The organism is Kribbella orskensis, from assembly GCF_004342085.1.
In the GTDB taxonomy this organism is placed as follows: Bacteria; Actinomycetota; Actinomycetes; order Propionibacteriales; family Kribbellaceae; genus Kribbella; species Kribbella orskensis.
In genome coordinates this window covers 660,237-683,701 of record NZ_SLWM01000003.1, presented here as the reverse complement: position 1 = coordinate 683,701, position 23,465 = coordinate 660,237, and the positions used below count along the sequence as shown (strand labels likewise).

Genomic DNA, 23,465 nt, shown 5'->3' with positions numbered 1-23,465 from the left:
CTGCGCCGGGGTCGGCGCAGGGGTCTTCAACAGCGTGGTCACAGTCCCTCCGCGAGGGGTCCGAGAGTGAGTGCGGGGAAGTAGGTCAGGCCGGTGACGATCACCACGACGCCGACGAGCATCGTGACGAACAGGGCCTTGTGGGTGGGGAGCGTGCCCTCGTTCACCGGAACCGGCTGCTGCCGGGCGAACGAGCCGGCCAGGGCCAGCACGAGGACGATCGGGAGGAACCGGCTGAGCAGCATCACGAGGCCCAGCGCGGTGTTGTAGAACGGAACATTCGCGCTGAGACCGCCGAACGCGCTGCCGTTGTTGTTACCTGCCGAGGTGAAGGCGTACAGCACCTCAGAGAACCCGTGCGGACTGCCGGTGTTGAAGATCGATGCCCGGGCCGTCTCCAGCCCCATGGCGACCGCGCTGCCGATCAGGATCAAGCTGGGAGTCGTCAGGATGTAGAGCGAGACCAGCTTCATCTCGCGCGCGGTGATCTTCTTACGCAGGTACTCCGGGGTCCGTCCGACCATCAGGCCGGCCACGAAGACCGCCAGCACGGCCAGTACCAGCATGCCGTACAGACCGGCGCCGACACCGCCTGGTGTGACTTCTCCCAGCATCATGTGGAACAGCGCGGTACCGCCGCCCAGTGGGGTGTACGAGTCATGCGCGGCGTTGACGGCACCTGTCGAGGTACCTGTCGTGGTCGAGGTGAAAAGGGTGGACGCCCACTCCCCGAACCGCGTCTCCTTGCCTTCCATCGCAGCCCCGGCCGCGCGGGTCGCAGTACCGGCGCCGTTGACCTCGAAGATCGTCGCGGCGAAGGTGAACGCGGTCCACAGGGTGGCCATCACGCCGAGGATCGCGTAGCCCTGCCGCTTGTCCTTCACCATCAGGCCGAAGGTGCGGGTCAGTGCCACCGGGATCACGAGCATCAGGAAGATCTCGAACAGGTTCGACAACCCGTTGGGGTTCTCGAACGGGTGCCCGGAGTTGGCGTTGTAGAAGCCACCGCCGTTGTTGCCCAGTTCCTTGATGATTTCCTGGCTCGCGACCGGACCACCGGGAAGCGTCTGGCTCTGGCCGACCACGGAGGCCACTTCATGACCACCCGACAGGTTCTGCACCACGCCCATCGCGACCAGGACCAGACCGCCCAGTACCGCGATCGGCAGCAGGACCCGGATCACCGTCCGGGTCAGGTCGACCCAGAAGTTGCCGAGCCGTTCGGTCCTGGACCGGGAGAAGCCGCGGATCAGCGCGACCGCGACGGTGATGCCGACCGCGGCGGACAGGAAGTTCTGCACCGCGAGGCCGGCGAACTGGACCAGGTGGCCCATCGTCACCTCGGGCGAGTACGACTGCCAGTTGGTGTTCGCGACGAAGGACGCCGCGGTGTTGAAGGCCAGCCCTTGTTCGACGTTGGGCAGACCGAGGGACAGCGGCAGGTGGGACTGGAGCCGCTGGATCAGATAGAGCAGGATCATGCTGATGGCCGAGAAGGCGATGATCGAGCGGGCGTAGACGGCCCACGTCTGGTCTGCCTTGGAGTCGACCCCCAGGAGTCTGTAGGTACCTCGTTCGACCCGGGAGTCCTTCTCGGACGTGTAGACCCGGGCCATGTAACCGCCCAGCGGGCGGTAGACGGCCGCCAGGAGCGCGACCAGGAGGCCGATCTGAAGCAGACCGGCTGCGGTGTCGGACATCAGAACCTCTCGGGGAAGATCAGGGCGGCGATCAGGTAGAGGACCAGAGCCGCGGCCACCACGAGGCCGGCGATGTTCTCAGTGCTCACAGCTTCTCCACCCCTCGCAGTGCGAACCAGACGGTCGCGAACGTGGCAATGGTCACGGCGAGGAACAGCACGTCTTTCATGGCCGGCCCCACCCCTCGACAAAAGTGGTCATGCGGCCACTGCACACCGCTGGCTGCCCGGTCAGGAGCCTTCTCGCAGGCCTCTCACAGCCACTCACACACCTCTCACGGCTCTCTCACACGGGAGGCCCGAGCGGGCGGCCGGGGAATAAACCCGCCTGTTTCCGGACACGACTTCGTCTGCGGCAGCCGAGTGCGCATACTTACGCCTGGCAACCAGAGGCCCCCACCAGAGTTAGGGACGAACTCAGTGACTGAAGTGGACAACCAGGAGCTCACGACCACCGGGGAGCAGTTCTTCTCCGAGGAGTCGCGCAAGGCGCTGGCCGAGGCGAGCCGCCTGCTGGCGGAGCGCCTGCAGGCCCACACCGAGGCCCTGCTGGCGATGACCGGCGACGAGGAGCAGGCCGGCCTGTACGAGCAGAACGCCGCGCTGGAGGAGCTCGTCGAGGGCTGGAACGACGCCGTCTTCGAGCACACCGGGACCGCGCCGCTGCTGCTCGACGACGAGCTCGAGGACGAAGAGGACGAGGAAGAGCCCGAGGAGCAGGACCAGGTGATCAGCGTGGTGTCGCGGTTCGACCTGCGCGTGGTCGACCTGGAGGCCCTGCTCGAGGCCGGCCGGACCGCCCAGGAGCGGCACCCCGCCGAGCTGGACGAGTCCGGCGAGAGGGAGCCGGTGGAGTCGGCCGAGCAGGCCATCTACGAGATCAGCCGCGAGGTCGGCGAGGCGTGGTTCGAGCTGCCCGGGGTGGACCTGGTCGCCGGAGCCCGCGCGTACGTCGTACCGGAGTATCCGTTCGAGCCGCTCGAGGCGGATGCCGAGGACGTGCTGACCGAGCTGAGCGCGCCGAACGGTGCGATCACCCACGCGGAGACCTGGGCCTAGATGGTGAGGTCACCGTCCAGCACGGTGACCGCGCGGCCGGTGAGGTAGACCCGCTCACCTGCCAGTACTACGTGCACGACGCCGCCTCGGGTGGACGCCTGGAATCCGACCAGGCGATCCCGCCCGAGGCGCTTCGCCCAGTACGGCGTCAGCCCGGTGTGGGCACTGCCCGTCACCGGATCCTCGGGGATTCCTTGGGCCGGGGCGAAGAACCGGGAGACGAAGTCGTACTCCGCGGCCGTGGCCGGGGCGGTCAGGATGGTGCCGCGGAGGCCGTTGGCTCGGGTGAGCTCGACCAGGGCAGCCAGGTCCGGGGTTGCGGAGCGGACAGTCGCCTCGTCCTCGACCACCACCAGCAGATCGCCGAGCGGATCGGTGCGGTGGACCTCCGACGGCTCGGTTCCGAGCGCGGCGGTCAGGCCTTCCGGCGGTTCGATGGCCGTCGGGACCGAGACGGGGAAGTCGAGTGTGATCGCCTGGTCCGCGCCGACCTCGGCGACCAGGATGCCGCTGCGGCTGTTGAAGCGGACCTTACCGCCGAGCAGGCCGTCGGCCGCCATCGCGTGGGTGGTGGCGAGGGTCGCGTGGCCACACATCTGGGCCTCGACCGCGGGGGTGAACCAGCGCAGGTCCCAGTCGGCGTCCTCGCCGGCCGGGAGCGGGCGCGCGAAGGCGGTCTCGGAGAGGTTCATCTCCGCTGCCACCTGTTGCATCCAGGCTTCGTCCGGCCAGGGACCTGCTGCCAGCAGGCAGACTGCCGCCGGGTTGCCCGCGAAGGGCCGGTCGGTGAACGCGTCGACGATCCTGATCCGCATACGCCCGACGCTAGGTGACCACGCCCCCATCGATCCATAGCCACTCCCCGACCACTGGCCACACCAGCCTTGCCCGCCGGGCGCGACCCGCGGGCCGGAGTACAGGCTCAGCCGGCGGCGACGGCGAGCACGTTGCGCCAGACCATCCGGCACTGGTCCTCGAACGCGGCCGGGATCTGGCCCTGCCCGTCAGCCCATGGCACCTGCCCGCTGACGAACACCAGCCGCCCGGCTCCGTTCACCTGGACACCGTGCGTGTAGTTCCCCGTCGCCGCCGGCAGGATCGGCGGGTTGAGCGGCTGGATGGCGAGCGCGTTCATCGGTTTCCCCTCGGGGTCGTGATCCGGTCCTCATGAATACCTTGAAAAGGGTTGAACCGGCAGCTTCAGCCACACGTGTTGGGGTTGTTCAGCTTCCTAGTGACAGGAATGTGTCATGTCGCTTTTCCGTACCAAGGGCCGGCCACTCGCCGTCGCGACCGCCGTTCTCGGTGGGCTCGCACTGGTCGCGCCCAGTACCGCCAGCGCGCACGACTCTCACGGTGATGGCTCGCGCGACCTCGCGGTACAGCAGGTCAATCTGGTCTCGGACGTGCCGGGCAAGGCGCCGCTGCTCGACGCCGACCTGGTGAACCCGTGGGGCCTCTCGCTCAGCCCGACCTCGCCGCTCTGGGTCTCCAACCAGGGCACCTCGTCCTCGACCCTCTACTCCTCGGCCCCGGGCGCGACCACCGCGACCAAGGTGCCGACCATCCGCGTGACCGTCCCGGCCCCGACCGGCCAGGTCAGCAACCCCGGCACCGGGTTCGTGCTCAGCAACGGCACCGTCAGCGCGCCGGCCCGCTTCATCTTCGCCACCCTGACCGGCCAGATCGCCGCCTGGGGACCGCCGGTCAGCCCGCTGATCGGCGCCGCCGAGATCAAGGCGACCGTGCCCGGCGCGGCCTACACCGGCCTCGCCATCGCGACCGCCAAGAACGGCGACCAGTTGTACGCCGCGAACTTCGCGCAGGGCCGGATCGACGTGTTCAACAGCACCTTCCAGAAGGTCGCGCAGCCGTCCTGGGCGTTCCGGGACTTCCACCTGCCCCAGGGCTTCAACCCGTTCAACGTGCAGACGCTGAACGGCCGGATCTTCGTCGCCTACGCCAAGGTCGACCCGGCGACGGGCCGCAACGCCAGCGGCCGGGGCCTCGGCTTCGTCGACGAGTACACGGTGGACGGCAAGTTCGTCACCCGGATCGCCTCCCGCGACACCCTGAACGCGCCGTGGGGTCTGGCGATCGCTCCTGCTTCGTGGGGTAAGCAGGCGGGTTCGCTCCTGGTCGGCAACTTCGGCGACGGCCGCATCAACGTCATCGAGCCCAAGTCAGACGGCCGCTTCGCCTCGAAGATCTCCGGCCAGGTCAAGAACAGCGCCACCGGCCGCACTCTGGTGATCCCCGGCCTGTGGGCGCTCCTGCAGGGCACGGCTACCACCGGCGGCACCGACGCCCTCCTGTTCTCCGCGGGTATCGACAACGAGACCCACGGCCTCGTAGGCGTCCTGCGCCACCCGTAACCCACGACTCACGGGGGATCGAGAGGCTGAGGATGCCAGGGGGATCCTCAGCCTCTCTCCACGGAGGCGTGCCTGAGACTTCGGCGCGAGGGCTGCCGGGGTTCAGGCGAGCGATTTCTCGAACCAGTGGTGGGCGTAGGGCTCGGTATTGAAGGCGGGGACCTCGTGGTAGCCGGCCGCGCGGTAGAGGGAGATCGCCTCGGTCAGGTTCTTGTTGGTTTCCAGACGGAGTACTGCGGAGCCGTAGTTGGCTGCTTGGTTCTCCAACTCGGTGAGGAGACGCCGACCTAGGCCGAGACCGCGCACGGCCGGCGACACCCACATCCGTTTGACCTCGGTGGGTTCGCCGTCGTGGAACTTCAGGCCGCCGCACCCGACCGGCTCGGAGTGCAGCGTCGCGACCAGCAGGAGGCCTGCGGGCAAGGTGAGTTCGTCGACGCCGGCGGAGATGCTCCGGGCGTGGTCGAACCCGGCTTCGAAGCGCTCACCCAGCTCGTCGAAGTACGACTGCAGACAGAACCGCGCATCCGGGTGCCGTGGGTCGACGATCGCGACCTGGACCGTCGAGGCGATCAGCAGCCGCTCGACCTCGCCCATCGCGGCGACCAGCCGGGTCTGTTGCTTGTCGCTCAACGGCTGGAGGATCGACGCGGCGAGTTCGTCGGACCGCTGATCCAGCACCGCCCGCTCGGCGAGACCCTGGGGAGTCAGCAGGGCCGTGCGCACCCGGCCGTCGTCGCCGTTCTGCTCGACCTCGACCAGCCCGTCGCTCTCGAGGGCGCGGAGCAGCCGGCTCAGGTAGCCGGAGTCGAGGTCGAGCCGAGACCGGAGCGAGCGGAGGTCGCACCCGTCCGCCCCGATCTCCCAGAGCACCCGCGCCTGCCCGAGCGGGCGGTCCCGGGACATGTAGGCGTCGTTCAGCGCACCGATCCGCTGCGTGACCGTCCGGTTGAATCTCCTGACGTCAGCGATGACCATTGTCTGACTATAGTCAGAGAAATACCTGGTCAACAGCGTCCCTCCGCTGGTACGGCTGCCAGCGGGTCAGGTACGGATGCACCAGCCACCGAATCCGCCCGGTCGACTCCAGCACCGTCCCCGGCGCCGCCACCCACCCGACCGCCGTACCCGCTCCAGCAGCAGCACGCGGTCCAGCAGCAGGCGAGGCGGAGTGCAGCACTCCGCCGGCGCGGGCGACCCGTTCCGGCTCCATCGACCCCGGCACGAGGAAGAACCACCAGCGCCGGCCGACGGGGGCCATCGCCGTCGGGCAGGTGGCCTTCAACTGCTGATTCAGCAGCGCGCCGTACTCCGGTGGGACGTCGAGCACCTCGAATCCCTCGGCCAGCAAGGCGATCTCCCAGGGCCGCTCCCGCCACACCACCTCCGCCCGGGCTCCGTCCCGCACGGCCTCACCGGCAAGATGCGGATCCACGCACCCCCTCCCGCACGGACATCGTCCGAGGCGCGGCACGACCAGCGGCGCCACGGGCCACCCGTTCACGGCGTACCGGATGGCCCGTTCACGCAGCCTGCGAGCCGGGCCGCCCCGGATCCAGCCATCAAGCACGCTGGCCGACCGCGAACAGCAGCGAACTCGACGGCGTCAACTCCGGGCAGCGATCGGCGAGCCGCGAGCACTCCAGCGCCGTCTTCAACGGATCCGGCTCCCGCAGGCTCTCCGGCAACGGCACGTCCCGGAAGTGCGCGTCGATCGCGACCGTCAGCCAGCCGCCTGGCCCGGTCAGACCGTGCACCGTCACGGAGCGCAGCCCGGCGTTCGTCAGTTCCGTCCGCAGTTGCGTGGTCGTGTGGTACGTCGTCTCCGCCATCCGGTCGTTGTCCGGGCTGAACCCGGTCTCCAGGATGTCCGCCACGATCCCGCGCCGCAGCAGCAACGTGTTGGCGAGCATGGACCCGATCAGGTTCGCCGCCCGGTTGATCGCGACCACCGCGATGAACCCGCCGGGCCGGATCACCCGGATCGCCTCGCGCAGCGCCAGCCGCCGATCCGCCGCCTCCGGCAGGTGATACATCGGACCGGCCAGGAGCACAGCGTCGAAGTACTCGTTCTCCCACGGCAACCGCCGTGCATCCCCTTGTACTGCGGTGATCCCTGCGGCCGTGGCTTGTTCCACGTGGTGCTGCACGGGATCGAGCAGCTCGACCTCGTACCCGCGGTCCTTCAACCAGCTCGCATGTACTCCGGGTCCGCCACCGATATCCGCCACCACCGCGGGAGGTTCGGGGAGGTAGCGGGTGAGCAGGTCGTGAACCCGGGCTTGTTCCAGCCGGCCCTTCAAGGTCGAGCTCAGCCGAGTCGCCTCGTCGTGCCGGGTCGTGTAGTGGGCCTCGATATCCAACTGGGTCGTCATGCCAGCCGAGTCTGATCAGCGGTCCAGCCCGACGGCAGGCCAGATCGCGGGGCAACCCGGGGCAGATCCGCTGCCTGCCGCGTGGCCGGACGAGCTAGTGCCCTTCGACGCAGGGCACTAGTCCAGGGGGCGGAGTTCGTCGGCGTAGGAGACGGAGACGCGGCGGAGGACGCCTTCCTTGACGGAGTACTGGCCCATGCGCCACAGCGGCGGGCTGTAGGCGTGGACGGTGACGCTGCCCTTGTCGAGTCCGACGACGCGGTGGATGTGGTCGGGGCCGAAGCCGTAGACGTCACCCGCCTCGATCTCGGTCTCGATCGACTCGGTGCCGATCGCGAGGTTGTGCTCGACGAGCTTGCCGCGGGCGACCGCGACCGCGCCGGAGGAGACATCGTGATCGTGCCAGCCGGTGTCGTTGACCGGGGTCCAGCAGATCAGCCAGACGTCGACGTTGGCGTCGCGGTGCAGCGAGGCGAAGACGCGCTCCTCGTCGCTGTAGGCGACCTTGTCCTCCCACAGGTGCGGCTGGGCGGCGATCCCGCCGGCGAGCTCGGCCAGCTCGGCGGGGTCCAGATCACGTCCCGGAAGGTTGTCCAGCGACAGACAGTCGTTGAGCTCCACGAGCCGGCTGGCCTGGCGCGCGGGAACGACGGGTGCGTCGGAAACGGGCTGAGCAGTCACTGCACTCCCCTCTCGGAGATGCTGCCGGTCAGGACCGGCAGGTGGTCGGATACCTCACCGCGGGCGCGGGGAGGGGTTGTCCCGCCGCGGGCGCGGCGAGGGTCTGCGGCACCGAACAGCAGCCGGTGCGGGTTGTCATGGCGGATCACCGCGGTGGCGGCGTCGCCCTGACGGAGGTCGACGGTCTCGGCGTACGGCCGGTCGGTGCCGTGCACGACCTGGTCGATGCCGAGGACCCGGGCGACCGCGTCGATCCCCTGCGGGCCGTAGCTCGAGGTGTCGACGTACAGGTTGGGGTCGATGGTGCCGAGGCGGCCGCCGCGAGCGGTCAGCCTCTCGTGGTGGACCGGAGCCAGGCCGGCCGCGGCGACGAAGCAGAGCCGCAGCCGCGGGAACGCGGTACGGCCGCCGAAAGCGTGCCAGGCCCACCAGGCCGCTTGAAGTTGGAGCGAGTAGTCGACCACCGGGCACCACCAGCCCGGCAGGTCCTCGGTCGGCGGCGCGGGCGTACCGGGGTGGACGAGGATCGGCTTGTTCACCCGCTCGGCAAGGGTCAGGAGGTCACCCAGCTGAGCCCAGCCGGCCGGAGTACCGACGACCTGGGCCGGGAGCTGCAGACCGAGGAATCCCTTGGCCAGAACGGATTCCAGACCGGCAAGGTCCGGCTCGAGAAGATTGACGGCCGCCCAGGCCTTGAAGGGTTCGGGCAATGCGGCCGCGCCGGTGTGCCACGCGTCGAGCAACGCCAGGTCACCGAGGTGCTCGATCCCGAGAGGGCTCGACAGCGACAACCCGACCAGGGCTGTCCCGTCCCCCAGCTCCTGGGCCAGCCGCTTGTCGACAGCGTGCGCCGCCGGGTCCACCTCGTACGGCGCTTCGCCGGCCGTGTGCAAGGTCCAGCCGTCCAGGTACGGCGGCTCGGTCCGGGCCCCGAGGCGGTCGACGAACTCGGCCGGCCACAGGTGCTGGTGCACGTCGATCACGCCGTTCACAGGCCGTCCTCTCGCTGGTCGCCGAGTCCCTCGGGGTTAGTCACGAGGAAGATTTTGAAGCGCTTCACGCCACTTGCAGTGAAGCGCTTCAAAGGCTGGTTTGTCAAGCCGTGTCCCAGCACCGCCGACCTGTCGGCAGGCTTTTGTCGGCGGGGTGGCCTAGGGTCGATCACATGTCCGGAACTGGCCGCAGGCCGACCCTCAAGGACATCGCAGCGGAGACCGGTCTCTCGATGGCAGCCGTCTCCTACGCGCTGCGAGGTCTGCAAGGAACGCCGGAGACGCAGCAGCGGGTGCAGGAAGCCGCCGAGCGTCTCGGGTACCAGGCCGACCCCGTGGCCCGCGCCCTCGCCTCCGGCCGGAGTGGTTCGGTCGGCGTGCTCTGCGCCTCGCTCGAGGATCTCTGGCAGCAGCGCCTGGCCGCCGCGCTCGGCCGCGAGCTCCTCGCCCCGGACCGGAACGCGTGGATCATCGACTCCGCCGGCGACGCCGACCGGCAGTTGCAGCTCGCCCAGCACCTGGTCGACCACCGGGCCGACGCGATCGTGGTGATCCCGATCGACCCGGCCGCCAAGAGCTGGGCCAAGATCGCCCAGCAGGCGCCGGTGATCGCGATCGGCGACGCGCTGCCGGCCGCGAAGGCGAAGTCCGAGGTCCTCTTCGACAACGACTCCGGAGTGAGTACGGCGCTCCGCCGGCTGGCCGACGCGGGTCATCGCAGCGTCGCCGTCCTGAGCCCGTCCCGCCGGGTCGAGATCGAGAGCCCCGTGGAGGAGATCGCGCAGCGGATCGCGGCCGGGCTGAAGCTGAAGATCCGCATCATCCCGTGCCCGCACGATCTGAGCGGCGCGACGGGGGTGGCTCGCGAGCTGCTGACGTCGAAACAGCGGCCGACCGGCATCCTGGCGCTGGCCGACTCGATGGCCTTCGGGGTGTACGCCGCCTGCAGGGAGCTCGACATCCGCATCCCGGACGACCTGTCCCTGCTCGGGTACGACGACCAGCCGATGTCGCAGCTGCTCACGCCGCCGCTGTCCACCTTCCACTGGCCGCTCGACGACCTGGTGGCGGACGTCGTCGCCCGGGTCACCTCGGCCGTCGACACGAACCGCCGGGTTCGCCGGACCACCGTCGAGCCGACCCTGATCGAGCGCGGCTCGGTCGCCGCCCCGCCAACGAAGGCGTGACGACGACGCTGAGTCACCCACGACGGCCACACCCGCGAAACTAGACTAGTTCAGTGCACTTAAATTCCACAGTCCATTATTTGGATGGACAGCTTGCTGGGCGGGCGGGCGGGATCAGCGGGCGAGGCGGTCCAGCCGGGCGGTGACCGCCGGGCGCCGGTGATCGGTGCTGGGCAACGCCCGCTCCAGCGCCTCGAAGACCTCCAGGTCCTCGGCGCCGGTGGTCGTCTGCGCGAACCGCCAGACCAGGTCGGTATCCCCGGAATCCAGTACTGCGCTGCGCAACGTCGCGTCGAGCTCGTCCCGCTCCGCTCGCAACGCCGGCGCGTCGGACCGCCCGAGCAGCGGTCCGGCGTACAGATCGAGCGCCTTGGGGAGTTCTCCGCGGCGGACGGCGGCCTGTACGTCGGTGACGTCGCCCGACACGTCCGCGATGATCCGGTACGGCTTGGTGTCCAGGATGCCGACGCCGAGCAGGTTCCGCAGCCGGTGCATCTCCGCACGGACCGTGGTCGGGTTCCCCTCGTCGCCGTACAACTGGAGCATCAACTGCTCAGCCGTGAGACCCGACGGGTGGAGCAGGAGCAGGGCGAGCACTTCCGCGCGGCGCAGCGTCAGGGCGATCTCCCGGCCGCCGACGACCGCGATCGGCTGACCCGAGCCCAGCAGTTTGAGCCGCAGCGAGCGGCGGTGCCCGCGTACCGCGCCCGGGATGCGCAGCAGGTAGCCCTCGTCGAGTTGTTCGACCACAGCCTCGCGACCGTCGCCGAGCTCGATCCGCTCGGCGCCGCCGGAGATGTCGAGGCGGTCGGGCAGCCAGGCGAGCGGCTGAACGGCGAGGACCCGGCCGGTCGGAGTCAGCAGCGCGCCGGGGGCATCGCCGAGGGCGGTCAGGTGCCGCATGTTGCGGGCGCGGAGCTGCTCGTCGGCGGCGGCCATCCGGACCCGGAGCTGTCCCTCGGCCAGCTGAGCGGCCGCGGTCACCAGCGCCATCATCGCGGGGTGGACTGTGCGCAACGGCCCCGAGACGTCGACAGCGCCGATCAGCTTGCCGGTGTCCGGGTCGTGCACGGGGGCGGCGGCACAGGTCCACGCGTGGATCCGGCGTACCAGGTGCTCGGCCGAGTGGATCTGCACGGGCTGGTCGGCGGCGAGCGCAGTACCCATGCCGTTGGTTCCGATCGCGTCCTCCGCCCAGACGGCGCCTTCGGACAGGGCGATCCGGTCGGCCTGGCGGCGGACGTCGGCGGCACCCTCGCGCCACAGGATCAGACCCTGGGCGTCGGTGACGATCATGATGTGGGACGCCTCGTCCGCGATCGTGGTCAGCGTTTCCCGCAGTACCGGCAGGACCGCGCGCAGCGGATGGTTCTCCCGCAGGGTCTCCAGCAGGTCGGCCGAGACGACCACCGGCGGCGCGTCCAGCTCGGGGTCGACCGAAGCCGCGAGCGACCGTTGCCAGGACTCCGCGACAAGAGGGCGTGGCATGGCAGATGCCGGGCCTTCGCCGAGCACCTCGTCGTACAGCTCACTGAGCCGGCGCGCTTCCTGCGCTGCGTCCACGTCTCAGCCTCACCCGGAACCGCCCCGCGTTCAAGAGCGGAGAGTGATGCAACGTCGATGCAACGTAGCGGGATCTACGGTGCGGCCAACCGCCAAACCCCTTCGTTGGAGGATCAATGACGATCTATGCAGCTCCCGGGCAGGACGGCAGCCCGGTCGAGTTCAAGTCGCGCTACGACCACTACATCGGCGGCGAGTGGGTGCCGCCGGCCAGGGGCGGCTATTTCGAGAACCCGACTCCCGTGACCGGTGAGAACTTCACCGAGATCGCGCGGGGCACCGCCGACGACGTCGAGCTCGCGCTCGACGCCGCCCACGGGGCGGCGCCGGGCTGGGGCCGGACGCCGGCGGCGGAGCGCGCGAACATCCTGAACAAGATCGCCGACCGGATCGAGGACAACCTCGAACTGCTCGCGGTCGCCGAGACCTGGGACAACGGCAAGGCCGTCCGGGAGACGCTGGCCGCCGACATGCCGCTGGCGATCGACCACTTCCGGTACTTCGCCGGCGCGCTGCGGGCCCAGGAGGGCTCGATCTCGCAGGTCGACGACGACATGGTCGCGTACCACTTCCATGAACCGCTCGGCGTGGTCGCGCAGATCATCCCGTGGAACTTCCCGATCCTGATGGCGACCTGGAAACTCGCGCCCGCACTGGCGGCGGGGAACGCCGTGGTGCTGAAGCCGGCCGAGCAGACGCCCGCTTCGATCCACGTGCTGATGGAGCTGGTCGGCGACCTGCTCCCGCCGGGCGTGCTGAACATCGTCAACGGGTTCGGCGTCGAGGCCGGCAAACCGCTTGCCTCTAGCAACAGGGTCGCCAAGGTCGCGTTCACCGGTGAGACCACGACCGGCCGGCTCATCATGCAGTACGCGTCGGAGAACATCATCCCGGTGACGCTGGAGCTCGGCGGCAAGAGCCCGAACATCTTCTTCGACGACGTCGCGACCAGCAAGGACGACTTCTACAACAAGGCGCTCGAGGGCTTCACGATGTTCGCGCTGAACCAGGGCGAGGTGTGCACCTGTCCGTCCCGCGCGCTGATCCAGGCCGGCATCTACGACTCGTTCCTGACCGACGCGAAGGCCCGGACCGAGGCGGTCAAGCAGGGCAACCCGCTCGACACCGAGACGATGATGGGCGCGCAGGCCAGCAACGACCAGTACGAGAAGATCCTGTCCTACATCGACATCGGCAAGGCCGAGGGCGCCAAGGTGATCACCGGCGGCGAGAAGGCCGACCTCGGCGGCGACCTGAGCGGCGGATACTACGTCCAGCCGACCATCTTCGAGGGCGAGAACAAGATGCGGATCTTCCAGGAGGAGATCTTCGGCCCGGTCGTCTCGGTGACGAAGTTCGACGACTACGCGGACGCGATGAAGATCGCCAACGACACCCTGTACGGGCTCGGCGCGGGCGTCTGGTCGCGGGACATCAACACGGCGTACCGGGCGGGTCGCGAGATCCAGGCCGGCCGGGTCTGGACGAACTGCTACCACGCGTACCCGGCGCACGCGGCCTTCGGTGGGTACAAGAACTCGGGCATCGGGCGCGAGAACCACAAGATGATGCTCGACCACTACCAGCAGACCAAGAACCTGCTGGTCAGCTACAGCCCGACCCCGGACGGCTTCTTCTAAGCCCATGGTGGACAGGGTTTCGTATACGGAGGAGGCGGCGGAGTTGCTCCGCCGCCTCACCGAGCTGCACGGCCCGCTGATGTTCCACCAGTCCGGCGGGTGCTGCGACGGCAGCTCCCCGATGTGCTACCCCGACGGCGAGTTCAGGACCGGCGCGGCGGACATCCACCTGGGCGACCTGGCCGTCGACGGGCTGGACAAGCCGGTCGCGTTCTGGATGTCGAAGAACCAGTTCGAGTACTGGAAGCACACCCACCTGACCGTCGACGTCGTCAAGGGCCGCGGCAGCGGCTTCTCCGTGGAGGCCCCCGAAGGCGTCCGCTTCCTGATCCGCTCCCGCCTCTTCAGCGACCAGGAGACCGCCGACCTGGGTCTCCTCTAGTGCTCACGCGGACGCGACCCGACCGGCCCCCAACGGTCACGACCGTCCTGCGTGCCCAGCGAGTACCGACCGTCCGGTGGCGTTGCCGGACGGCCGGCACTCTTCACTTGCGCAGGTACTCGGTCAGGACAAACAAAAACGGCCTCCCGAGGGAGGCCGTTGGACCACAGCCGTCAGGCCATGGCGTGGTACCCACACACTAGCTATCCACAGGCCATCCGCACAAGCCAACGAGAACAGGCTGTGGACATCTATTGTCATGCGATGCCCCCGAATAGCAGGCCGAATCCACCTGAGCGACTGATCGTCTACGTGGACGGTTTCAACCTGTACCACGGGCTGAAGGACCGATCTGGACGACGATTGCTGTGGCTGGATCTGGTCAACCTCTCGCGATCGCTCAGACCGCGGAGTTCGCTGGTTCAGGTCAAGTACTTCACCGCGCCGATCCTCGACGATCCACCGGCGGCCTCTCGTCAGGCGCGCTACCAGCGAGCCCTGGTCGCCCGAAACCCCGGACTGGTCGAGATCACCCAGGGGCGATATCAGAAGAAGGCCCGGTCATGTCGCGCGTGCGGTGCCTCCTGGATCCAGTATGAGGAGAAGGAGACTGACGTCAGTATCGCGACGACGATGGTCGCCGATGCAGCCAGGGGCGTGGCCGACTCGGCCTTGATCATCAGCGCCGACAGCGACCTGAGCCCCGCGGTCCGAACTTCTCGGCTGCTGAACAGCACGATGTTCATGGCCGCCGCCTTTCCTCCCAAGCGCTATTCAGCAGAGTTGAGGAACCTGATGCCTGCATCGTTCAGCATCGGCTTGTCCAAGCTGACCGGTGCTCAACTGCCGCGCACCGTGGTGGATCCGATCAGCGGCCGCTCCTTCTCCCGGCCGTCAAAGTGGACCTGAGGCCAGGTACTCCGTCAGGTCGTCGACCGTACGGACGCCGTGGTCGAGGACGGCGTCGTAGATGTCGGTGCCACCGAGTTTGTGTGGGTAGTCGGGGTGGGTGTTCTTGAGGCGGAGGATGGCGAGTTTCTGGGCGGGGGTTGCTGTGCGGAGGCGCTCTGCCTCGGCGACGTGGGGGCGGTCGACAGCGTGGAGCCAGATGGTCAGGTCCACCTTCCAAAGGTCGCCTGAGCCTTCGTAGCGCAGTACGGCATAGAACCGTTCGTCGGTGAGGCGGGGTGTGGGGCGGCGGTCGGCGCGTTCGTCGGTGAAGTCCGCGGCCAGGAGGCCGGGACGGGTGGCGATCCGGGCAATGCCTTCCAGTACTTCGGAAGCGGTGGCCTCGGGAGCAGTGAAGGTGATGTCCAGGTCGCGGTAGCTCATCAGGCCGGAGAGGGCGCTCCCGACCAGTTGGGGTGGGCCGAAGGTCGGGAACGCCGCTTCCAGGTCGAGCAGGCGAAGTACGTCGAGCGCTTCCGCCTGCAGTGCCTCGGCACGGGCCACCAGATCCATGCCGAGGACGTTAGGTTCAGGGGGCGGGTATCGCCAGTGGTTTGCTTGGTATGACTACCTGGGCGTCTAGCGGGAACGCGGAGCCGTCGAGGTGGACTGCATAGACGTCTAGGTGGCCGGCGTGGCATTCGAGGGTCAGGTGGAGTCGCGGAAGGTGGCTATGCCCCTCGTTCGGGTTGAACGGGTTGCGCCGCGTCCCGTCGTACCGGTCCCACATCCCTTGCAATACGGCCATTCCCTCATCGATGAGGCCCTCATACAGAAGGTACGCCGCGACCTGGTACTCCGAGTCAAGGGCGTTCGGTCAAACCGACGGCCTACTGCACGACGCCGAGGGTCAGCAGGATGTTGGCGTAGAGCCGCTGTTCTCCGGTGGCGACGGCGACGGCCAACTCAGGACCGCGGGCAACGGCATAGAAGTCCCCTCGGCCCAACGGCTGCAGCGAAATGTCCGGCAGCAGCGAGCGGAACCGCTCGTAGATGCCGGGCTCTTCCCCCGTGTCGGTCGCCATCACCCGGGCCGCCTCGACCGGCACCACACCGAGCAGCGTTTCGAGCACGTCGTCGACCGGGATCTGGCCCGGCCGCAGGTTCAGCCAGACGGTCTCGGCCGTCGCCGACACCGCGGTCGCATACGGATAGTTGCCATCGGCCAACAGCACGACGGACCCGTGCCCGGCCCGCGCGAGTGCCCCGAGCAACGGCGGATGGATCAACGGATAGCGCAGCACCAGGGACCTCCACGGCATCGGCGGGAAATCGAAATCAGGGACGACTCAGGGTAGGCCCAGACCGACTCCCCGCGGGGGAGACAACGCTCCCGTGGACAGCGGCCTGCGCCGACGCTGCTCGCAGCCGGGTCGTTGCTCAGTGCGACCATTATCGTGTCGCTCGCAGTGGTAGGCCGTGCACAGAGGACAACCCTTGCTTCCGCCAGATTCCGCAGATAACCCTTCCCCGGGCTGGCCCGGGGACTTAGGGTCGGCCCGGGACGGACCGTGGAGGGCGGTCCGCTAAGACAAACTTCATGGAGCGTTGCAGTGAAAGTATCAGGCAAAGGGCGGGGGCTCCTGGCAGTCGCTGCGGTGTCCGCCACCACCCTGCTCGCCGTAGCGGCCGGTGGCGGTGCCACCGCCGCCACGACCGCCAACCCGGACTCCAAGGGCCCGGGCGAGGCGACCAATCCGATCTCGTCGAAGGAGCGGAAGGGCAACTACGACGCCCGGACGCCGAATGCCCGATCGACCTACGCGCGCGCCGCGAAGGTGGTCGGCAGGGAGACCGCGGCCTCGAAGAAGTTCCGCGACTCCCTCGGTACCCAGGGCGTCGTGTCCGTGGACGCCAACACCGGTACGCCGGACCAGGTGACCAAACTGGACGGCTTCCTCACCGGGAAGAGCACCAAGAAGGCGACCGACCTCGCGCTTGCCTACGTCAAGGCGCACCCCGAGGTCTTCAAGCTCTCGGAGTCCGACCTCGGCACCCTCAAGCTGCGCAAGGACTACGTCGACGACCTCGGCACGCACCACATCTCCTGGGTCCAGGAGGTCGACGGCATCGAGGTGTTCGGCAACGGCCTGAAGGCGAACGTGACCAAGGCCGGTCAGCTCATCTCCCTGCAGGGCGCCCCGATCGCCGGGCTGGTCTCGCAGGCACAGGCCCGCTCGGCCGCCCCGGCCGTCAGCGCCGACGCGGCCCGTACTGCGGCCGCCGAGGACATCTCGGGCAAGCTGGTCTCCGCCAAGGCCACGAAGTCCGGTGTGACCACCAAGTGGAGCAACGGCGACCTCGCCAAGCAGGTGTACTTCTATACCGCGAACGGCCTGCGCAAGGGCTGGATGACGTATGTCAACGCCGGCGGCTCGAAGATCTACACCCACGTCATCGACGCCCAGACCGGCGGCCTGCTGTACCGCAAGGACCTGGTCAGCGAGGGCAACGGCGACGCCCTGGTGCAGGACAACTACCCGGGTGCCCCCAAGGGCGGCACGCAGCGCACCGAGAACCTGATCTACAACAAGTGGCTGCCGAAGACCGCGAAGACGCTGCTCGAGGGCACCTCGGTGGCCGCGTTCGCGGACGTCAACGACGACAACCAGCCGAGCGGCAACGAGACGGTCAAGGTGCCCGGCACCAAGACCACCTCGGAGTACAAGCTGGTCCCCTTCCAGGCCGGTGGGCTCTGCTCGACGTCGTTCGTCTGCACCTGGGACCCGGCCAAGCCGGACTCCTGGAAGACGAACATGAACCAGGACGTCACCAACGCGTTCTACCTGGCCAGCAACTTCCACGACTGGCTGGCCAAGCCTCCGATCAGCTTCACCCCGGCGGCCGGCTCGTTCGACGCCGCGGGTGGCGACCCGGTGCTGCTGAACGCGCTCGACGGCGCGGCAACCGGCGCCGGCGGCGGCCCGGACGGCAACCACATCAACAACGCGAACATGTCCACCCCGCCGGACGGCATCCCGCCGACCATGCAGATGTACCTGTTCGGTGGCGAGGGCACCGTGTCGAGCAGCTCCGGCAACTCGGCCGACATCCTGTACCACGAGTACACCCACGGCCTGTCGAACCGCCTCGTCGTCGACGCGACCGGCAACTCGACGCTGAACAGCATCCAGGCCGGCTCGATGGGTGAGGCGTGGAGCGACTTCTACGCGCTCGACTACCTCGTCTCGCACAACCTGGAGAAGGACACCACTGCTCCCGGTGAGGTCCTCGAGGGCAAGTACGTGACGGGTGGCACGACGATCCGCACCCAGGCGATCGACTGCCGCGTGAAGGCGGTGAGCCCGAACTGCATCGGCCTCGACGGCTCGCAGGGCGGCTACACCTACGGCGACTTCCCGACCATCGGCGGTACGCCGGAGGTGCACTCCTCCGGTGAGGTCTGGGCGCAGACCCTGTGGGACCTGCGTGAGCGCTTCGGCCGTAGCTACGCGATGAGCATCATCACCCGTGCGATGGAGCTGTCCACCGCCGACCCGACGATGCTCGACATGCGCAACGCGATCGTGCAGGCAGACCTGGTCGCCAGCGGCGGCAAGAACGCCGGCATCATCTGGCAGGTCTTCGCCAACCGCGGGATGGGCTGGTTCGCGGGCGTGCTCGACGGTGGCGACTCGCACCCGGTCGAGGACTTCCACATCCCGCCGAAGGGCGCCACCACGACGATCACCGGCACGGTGACCGACAAGGACACCGGTGCTCCGGTGGCCGGCGCGCTCGTCTTCATCGGCGGCCACGCCTCCGGCTACGCGGGTGACTACTCCGCCGTGACCGCGGCCGACGGCAAGTACACGATCACGGGAGTCCTGCCCGGCACCTACGGCAAGTTCGTCGTCTCCGGCGTCGGCTACGAGGTGCTCGGTGCACCGCTGGCGGTCAAGGCCGGCGGCACCACCGCGAACTTCGCCCCGCGGCGCAACTGGGCGGCAGCGTCCGGTGGCGGCTCGGTGGTGGACTTCACCGGTCCGGACTTCACCCCGCAGTGTGGGCCGGACTACGCGATCGACTCCAGCCAGGGCACCGGCTGGGGCAGCACGACAGGTGACAACAACGGCACCCCGACCAACGTGATGATCCCGAAGAACATCGACATCGCGTTGCCGGCCGCCGTGAACATCACCAAGTTCTCGGTCGACCCGTCGAACACCTGTGGCGACCCGGGCAGCGCCTCGACCGGTAAGTACCGGATCGAGACCTCGGTCGACGGCACCACCTGGGCGACCGCCCAGGAGGGTGAGTTCACCGCCGCCAACCGCGGCAAGTACACCGAGCTCACCCCGTCGGGTAACACCGCCGGCGTGAAGTTCGTCCGGTTCGTGATGCTGAGCCCGCAGGTTCCGGACTTCGCGAACAACTGCCCGCTCGGCGCGTTCGGTGGCTGCCAGTTCACCGACATGACCGAGATCCAGGTCTACGGCACCAAGTAACACCCAGCACCACCCGCGAGGGCCGGCCGAGCATCCGCTCGACCGGCCCTCCGGCTTTCAGCTCCTGCGGAACCGGTCCTCAGCCGATCCGCGCGCGGACGTGAGACGCAACACGCGGGCGTGATGAGGCCGACACCGACATGACTCACCGGTAACCAACCAATAACATCGCTGGTATGCAGATCCTCGCCATCGTCGTCTCGCTCGCGATCGCCGCCGTCGGCGTCGCGCTGTTCGGCAAGACGATCGGGCACATGGTGTCCGTCATCAAGCTCGGCCAGCCGGTCAGCCGGACCGACAAGCCGGGGCAGCGCACCGCCACGCTGGCCAAGGAGACGCTCGGTCACACCAGGATGCTGCAGTGGAGCCACATCGGCGTGCTGCACTGGTTCGTCGCGTTCGGCTTCATCGGGCTGTTCCTCACCCTGGTGACGGCGTTCGGGCAGCTGTTCGACGCGCACTTCGCGTTGCCTGTGATCGGGCACTGGTTCGTCTTCGAGTGGGTCACCGAGTTCCTCACCTGGACCGGGCTGATCTCCATCATCGGGCTGATCGCGATCCGGCTGCGGAACCTGCCCAAGGGCGAGAAGGCCCGGTACAGCAGGTTCTTCGGCTCCCGCGCCTGGCAGGCGTATTACGTCGAGTACACGATCCTCGGCGTGCTGGTCTGCATCCTGCTGCTGCGCGGGCTGGAGTACGAGCTCGGCGCCGGCTCCAAGTTCCACTTCCCCACCACGTTCTTCATCGGCACCTCGCTGTTCGGCGGGTTGAGCGAGCAGGCACTGGAGAACGCGGTCTACCTGGTCGCGATGATCAAGATCCTGATCTCGTTCGCCTGGATGATCACCATCTCGCTGAACGCCACCATGGGCGTCGCGTGGCACCGGTTCACCGCCTGGCCGAACATCTGGTTCAAGCGCCGGGCCGACGGCGGCACCGCCCTCGGCGCACTGCAGCCGATCATGATCAAGGGCGCGCCGATCGACTTCGAGAACATCGAGGAGCTCGACGAGGACGCGGCGCTCGGGGTCGGAAAGATCGAGGACTTCACCTGGAAGGGCCTGCTCGACTTCACCACCTGCACCGAGTGCGGCCGCTGCCAGTCGCAGTGCCCGGCCTGGAACACCGACAAGACGTTGTCACCGAAGCTGATCGTGATGAACCTGCGCGAGCACGCGTACGCCAAGGCGCCGTACCTGCTGGCCTCCTCGGACGACGAGCGCCAGTCGCTGCCGGACCTGGTGAAGGCCGAGCAGGAGCGCCCGCTGGTCGGATCCCCTGACGTCGCCGTGATCGACGAGGAAGCACTCTGGGCCTGTACTTCGTGCGGCGCCTGCGTGCAGCAGTGTCCGGTCGACATCGAGCACGTCGACGCCATCATGGACATGCGCCGCTACCAGGTGCTGATCGAGTCCTCGTTCCCGTCCGAGCTGAACGGGCTCTTCAAGGGCCTGGAGAACAAGGGCAACCCGTGGAACATGAACCCGTCCGGCCGGATGGACTGGGCGAAGGGCCTGCCGTTCGAGGTCAAGCAGGTCGGCACCGATGTCGAGACACTGGCCGAGGTGGAGTACCTGTTCTGGGTCGGGTGCGCGGGTGCCTTCGAGGACCGCGCCAAGAAGACCACCCAGGCCGTGGCGGAGCTGCTGAACATCGCGGGCGTCTCGTTCGCCGTACTGGGTGATGGCGAGACCTGCACGGGTGATCCGGCGCGGCGGGCCGGCAACGAGTTCGTCTTCCAGCAGCTGGCGATGCAGAACGCCGAGGTGTTCAAGGAGACCGGCGCGAAGAAGGTCGTCTCCACCTGCGCTCACTGCTTCAACACGCTGAAGAACGAGTACTCCCAGCTGGGTGTGGAGCTCGACGTCATCCACCACACGCAGCTGCTGAACCGCCTCGTCCGCGAGGGCAAGCTGACCCCGGTCGCCCCGACGGACAGCGCGCTCAACGGCCAGAAGATCACCTACCACGACCCGTGCTACCTCGGCCGCCACAACCAGGTGTACGACGCTCCGCGCGAGCTGCTCGACATCATCCCGGGCGCGGAGTTCGCCGAGATGCCGCGGAACCAGACGAAGTCGTTCTGCTGCGGTGCGGGCGGCGCGCGGATGTGGATGGAGGAGAAGGTCGGCACCCGGATCAACCTGAACCGGACCACCGAGGCGGTCGAGACCGGCGCGGACAAGATCGCCACCGGCTGCCCGTTCTGCCGGGTGATGCTGTCCGACGGCCTGACCGCCAAGCAGGCGGAGGGATCGGCCCGCGAGGAGGTCGAGGTCGCCGACGTCGCGCAGCTTCTGCTCGCCTCGGTGAAGCGCGGGTAAAGCTCAGGCCAAGTCCCGGCGCGAAGTGGTAATTAACTTCCCAGGCAGGGACTCCAGCCCGTAGGATCCAACGCCTTGATCCACTGGGAGGAAACAGAGTGAGGTTTAGTTCTCGGGTGGCGACCACGGTCGTCACCCTTCCGTTGATGCTCGGACTCGCCGCCTGCGGTTCGGACAAGACGGCCACCGTCAACGCAGGCACCACGCCGACGCCGGTCAGCACGCCGAGCCAGGCACCGAAGCGGGTGGCTCCGGCAGTCGCGCACCTGAACACCGCGAGCTTCCTGCCGGCGATGAAGAAGTCGATGGTCGGCAAGGACTCGGTCCGGACGACGATGAAGATGGTCGCCGGCGGTCAGACCATGACGGTGACCGGTCAGCAGACCATGAACCCGGTCGCGATGCAGCTGGAGATGAACGGCGCTGCCTTCGGGGGCAAGGCCAAGATGATCGTCGTCAAGAACATGCTGTACATGTCGACTCCGGACCTGCCGGCCGGCAAGTACCTGAAGATCGACCCGAAGGACTCCAGCGACCCGATGGCGGCCAGCCTGGGCGGGATGCTGCAGGAGATGGACCCGAGCAAGACCTTCGAGTCGTTCGACAGCGGGCTGAAGGCCGCCAAGTTCGTCAAGACCGAGACGCTCGACGGCCGCAAGGTCGATCGGTACGCCGTGACGGTCGACATGGCCGCCGCACTGAAGGCCAAGGGCCAGAAGATGGTCGCCGGGATGCCGAAGACCCTGGTCTACACGGTCTGGATGGGCTCCGCCGACCACTTGATGTACAAGATCTTCTTCAAGATGGCCGGCATCAGCATGACCATGAACGCCTCCGACTGGGGCAAGCCGATCACCATCAAGGCGCCCCCGGCCAGCAAGATCGTCAGCCGCTGAGCCGATAGCCTCGGACCGGCGCCCGTCGGTTTCACGTCCGGACAGGCCGGGAGGAATCCCGCGCCTGTCCGGACGTCGTGGTTTCAGCGCAGGTACGAGGCGCCGTTGAAGTCGAGCACGGCGCCGCTGGACCAGCCGGCCGGCGGGGACGCGAGCCAGAGGACGGCAGCGGCGACCTCCTCGGGCGTCGCCACCCGGTTGAAGGGGCTCTGAGCGCGGACCGCATCACCAGCCGGGCCGTCAAGACTCTGCGCGGCCATGTCGGTGGCGATGAAACCGGGCGCGATTGACGTCACGGTGATGTCATGTGGCGCCAGCGATACCGCCATGGACTGCCCGAAAGCGTGCAGCCCCGCCTTGGAGGCGCCGTACGCCGGTACGTCGGGCTCACCGCGGTAGGCTCCGCGCGACCCGACGTTGACGATCGCACCTCGTCTGATGCCGTCGGCCGGCTCCACCTCGAGCATCTGCCGGGCCACGCACCAGGTCAGGTGCGCCGCGCCCTCCAGGTTCACCGAAAGGGTCCGGCGCCACGCTGCCACCCAGGCGTCGTACGACGTATCGGCCAGCGGGTGGCCGATCCTCCGAGACCCGGCCACCGGGTCGTCCACGAACAGCGCGGCGTTGTTCACCAGGACGTCGATCCGCCCGAGCAAGGCGGCCGATTCCTCAACCAGGGCTGGGATTCCGGCCGGATCACCGAGATCGCCGGAGACCACCGCGTGCCCGTCACCTGGTAGTTCTGCCAGTACATCGTGCGCCTTGTCCACCGCACCCCGGCAGTGCAGCACGACCCGATCCCCGGCTGCCGCGAAGGCTTTCGCCACCTCGGCTCCGACACCTCGCGACGCACCCGTGACGAGTACTCCTCTGGACACCTGGTTCCCCTCTCCTCG

General features: G+C 68.2%; 22 protein-coding genes. 9 read left to right on the top strand and 13 right to left on the bottom strand.

Annotated features, from left to right (window positions below):
- Positions 1–38: 38 nt before the first annotated feature.
- Positions 39–1,700, bottom strand: a complete 1,662-nt coding sequence (gene kdpA / locus EV644_RS12215; RefSeq protein ID WP_132197033.1) for a potassium-transporting ATPase subunit KdpA — start codon at positions 1,698–1,700, stop codon at positions 39–41.
- Positions 1,700–1,789 carry a K(+)-transporting ATPase subunit F gene (kdpF, locus tag EV644_RS12210; protein WP_132197031.1) on the bottom strand — a complete coding sequence of 30 codons (90 nt, stop codon included), beginning with the start codon at positions 1,787–1,789 and terminating at the stop codon, positions 1,700–1,702. The genes kdpA and kdpF overlap by 1 nt, the downstream gene beginning before the upstream one ends.
- Before the next feature lie 330 nt (positions 1,790–2,119).
- Between kdpF and EV644_RS12205 the strand changes: the two genes are divergently transcribed.
- Entirely contained in the window at positions 2,120–2,758 is a 639-nt protein-coding gene (locus tag EV644_RS12205; RefSeq protein ID WP_132197029.1) for a hypothetical protein, read from the top strand.
- On the opposite strand, the gene EV644_RS12200 is transcribed toward EV644_RS12205, so the two are convergent.
- Positions 2,755–3,573: a PhzF family phenazine biosynthesis protein gene (locus tag EV644_RS12200; RefSeq protein WP_132197027.1), complete on the bottom strand. Its 819-nt coding sequence runs from the start codon at positions 3,571–3,573 to the stop codon at positions 2,755–2,757. The two genes, EV644_RS12205 and EV644_RS12200, sit on opposite strands and share 4 nt — an antisense overlap.
- Before the next feature lie 107 nt (positions 3,574–3,680).
- The gene (locus EV644_RS12195; RefSeq protein ID WP_241999413.1) at positions 3,681–3,893 is read right to left on the bottom strand and encodes a RidA family protein; all 213 of its coding nucleotides are present in this window, start codon (positions 3,891–3,893) and stop codon (positions 3,681–3,683) included.
- Between the two features lie 115 nt (positions 3,894–4,008).
- Between EV644_RS12195 and EV644_RS12190 the strand changes: the two genes are divergently transcribed.
- On the top strand, positions 4,009–5,133 hold the full coding sequence (locus EV644_RS12190) for a TIGR03118 family protein (protein WP_132197025.1): 1,125 nt from the start codon (positions 4,009–4,011) through the stop codon (positions 5,131–5,133).
- Between the two features lie 102 nt (positions 5,134–5,235).
- Here EV644_RS12190 and EV644_RS12185 read toward each other — a convergent pair whose 3' ends face one another.
- The 5 genes from EV644_RS12185 to EV644_RS12165 all read right to left on the bottom strand — a co-directional run bounded on the left by EV644_RS12185 (position 5,236) and on the right by EV644_RS12165 (position 9,181).
- Entirely contained in the window at positions 5,236–6,111 is an 876-nt protein-coding gene (locus tag EV644_RS12185; RefSeq protein ID WP_132197023.1) for a MarR family winged helix-turn-helix transcriptional regulator, read from the bottom strand.
- A 13-nt stretch (positions 6,112–6,124) separates the two neighbouring features.
- The gene (locus tag EV644_RS12180; RefSeq protein WP_255511473.1) at positions 6,125–6,703 is read right to left on the bottom strand and encodes a bifunctional DNA primase/polymerase; all 579 of its coding nucleotides are present in this window, start codon (positions 6,701–6,703) and stop codon (positions 6,125–6,127) included.
- Complete coding sequence (locus tag EV644_RS12175) at positions 6,696–7,508, bottom strand: class I SAM-dependent methyltransferase (RefSeq protein WP_132197021.1); 813 nt, start codon at positions 7,506–7,508, stop codon at positions 6,696–6,698. The genes EV644_RS12180 and EV644_RS12175 overlap by 8 nt, the downstream gene beginning before the upstream one ends.
- Positions 7,509–7,625: 117 nt before the next feature.
- Entirely contained in the window at positions 7,626–8,189 is a 564-nt protein-coding gene (locus EV644_RS12170; RefSeq protein ID WP_132197020.1) for a cysteine dioxygenase, read from the bottom strand.
- Positions 8,186–9,181, bottom strand: a complete 996-nt coding sequence (locus tag EV644_RS12165) for an amidohydrolase family protein (protein ID WP_241999412.1) — start codon at positions 9,179–9,181, stop codon at positions 8,186–8,188. Before EV644_RS12165 ends, EV644_RS12170 begins: the two co-directional genes overlap by 4 nt.
- A 173-nt stretch (positions 9,182–9,354) precedes the next feature.
- On the opposite strand from EV644_RS12165, the gene EV644_RS12160 reads away from it, so the two are divergent.
- Positions 9,355–10,368 carry a LacI family DNA-binding transcriptional regulator gene (locus EV644_RS12160; RefSeq protein ID WP_132197018.1) on the top strand — a complete coding sequence of 338 codons (1,014 nt, stop codon included), beginning with the start codon at positions 9,355–9,357 and terminating at the stop codon, positions 10,366–10,368.
- 114 nt (positions 10,369–10,482) lie between these two features.
- Here EV644_RS12160 and EV644_RS12155 read toward each other — a convergent pair whose 3' ends face one another.
- Entirely contained in the window at positions 10,483–11,931 is a 1,449-nt protein-coding gene (locus EV644_RS12155; protein WP_132197016.1) for a GAF domain-containing protein, read from the bottom strand.
- A 116-nt stretch (positions 11,932–12,047) separates the two neighbouring features.
- Between EV644_RS12155 and adh the strand changes: the two genes are divergently transcribed.
- From adh to EV644_RS12140, 3 genes are all read left to right on the top strand, one after another.
- On the top strand, positions 12,048–13,571 hold the full coding sequence (gene adh, locus EV644_RS12150; protein WP_132197014.1) for an aldehyde dehydrogenase: 1,524 nt from the start codon (positions 12,048–12,050) through the stop codon (positions 13,569–13,571).
- Positions 13,572–13,575: 4 nt separating this feature from the next.
- Positions 13,576–13,953 carry a DUF779 domain-containing protein gene (locus tag EV644_RS12145; protein ID WP_132197012.1) on the top strand — a complete coding sequence of 126 codons (378 nt, stop codon included), beginning with the start codon at positions 13,576–13,578 and terminating at the stop codon, positions 13,951–13,953.
- Between the two features lie 159 nt (positions 13,954–14,112).
- Positions 14,113–14,862 (top strand): NYN domain-containing protein, encoded by a 750-nt coding sequence (locus EV644_RS12140; RefSeq protein WP_199239758.1) that lies wholly within the window; start codon positions 14,113–14,115, stop codon positions 14,860–14,862.
- Here the strand turns inward: EV644_RS12140 and EV644_RS12135 are convergent.
- Both EV644_RS12135 and EV644_RS12130 read right to left on the bottom strand, forming a co-directional pair.
- The gene (locus EV644_RS12135; RefSeq protein WP_132197010.1) at positions 14,848–15,414 is read right to left on the bottom strand and encodes a hypothetical protein; all 567 of its coding nucleotides are present in this window, start codon (positions 15,412–15,414) and stop codon (positions 14,848–14,850) included. The genes EV644_RS12140 and EV644_RS12135 overlap by 15 nt on opposite strands.
- Positions 15,415–15,731: 317 nt before the next feature.
- Complete coding sequence (locus EV644_RS12130) at positions 15,732–16,145, bottom strand: RbsD/FucU family protein (protein WP_132197058.1); 414 nt, start codon at positions 16,143–16,145, stop codon at positions 15,732–15,734.
- A 354-nt stretch (positions 16,146–16,499) separates the two neighbouring features.
- Here EV644_RS12130 and EV644_RS12125 point away from each other — a divergent pair, with 354 nt between their 5' ends.
- From EV644_RS12125 to EV644_RS12115, 3 genes are all read left to right on the top strand, one after another.
- On the top strand, positions 16,500–19,349 hold the full coding sequence (locus EV644_RS12125; protein ID WP_241999411.1) for a M36 family metallopeptidase: 2,850 nt from the start codon (positions 16,500–16,502) through the stop codon (positions 19,347–19,349).
- Between the two features lie 176 nt (positions 19,350–19,525).
- Complete coding sequence (locus EV644_RS12120) at positions 19,526–21,673, top strand: (Fe-S)-binding protein (RefSeq protein ID WP_132197006.1); 2,148 nt, start codon at positions 19,526–19,528, stop codon at positions 21,671–21,673.
- A gap of 116 nt (positions 21,674–21,789) precedes the next feature.
- Positions 21,790–22,569 carry an SCO4651 family lipoprotein gene (locus EV644_RS12115; protein ID WP_132197004.1) on the top strand — a complete coding sequence of 260 codons (780 nt, stop codon included), beginning with the start codon at positions 21,790–21,792 and terminating at the stop codon, positions 22,567–22,569.
- Between the two features lie 83 nt (positions 22,570–22,652).
- Here the strand turns inward: EV644_RS12115 and EV644_RS12110 are convergent, their stop codons facing one another.
- Positions 22,653–23,447, bottom strand: a complete 795-nt coding sequence (locus EV644_RS12110) for an SDR family NAD(P)-dependent oxidoreductase (RefSeq protein ID WP_241999410.1) — start codon at positions 23,445–23,447, stop codon at positions 22,653–22,655.
- Positions 23,448–23,465 lie beyond the last annotated feature (18 nt).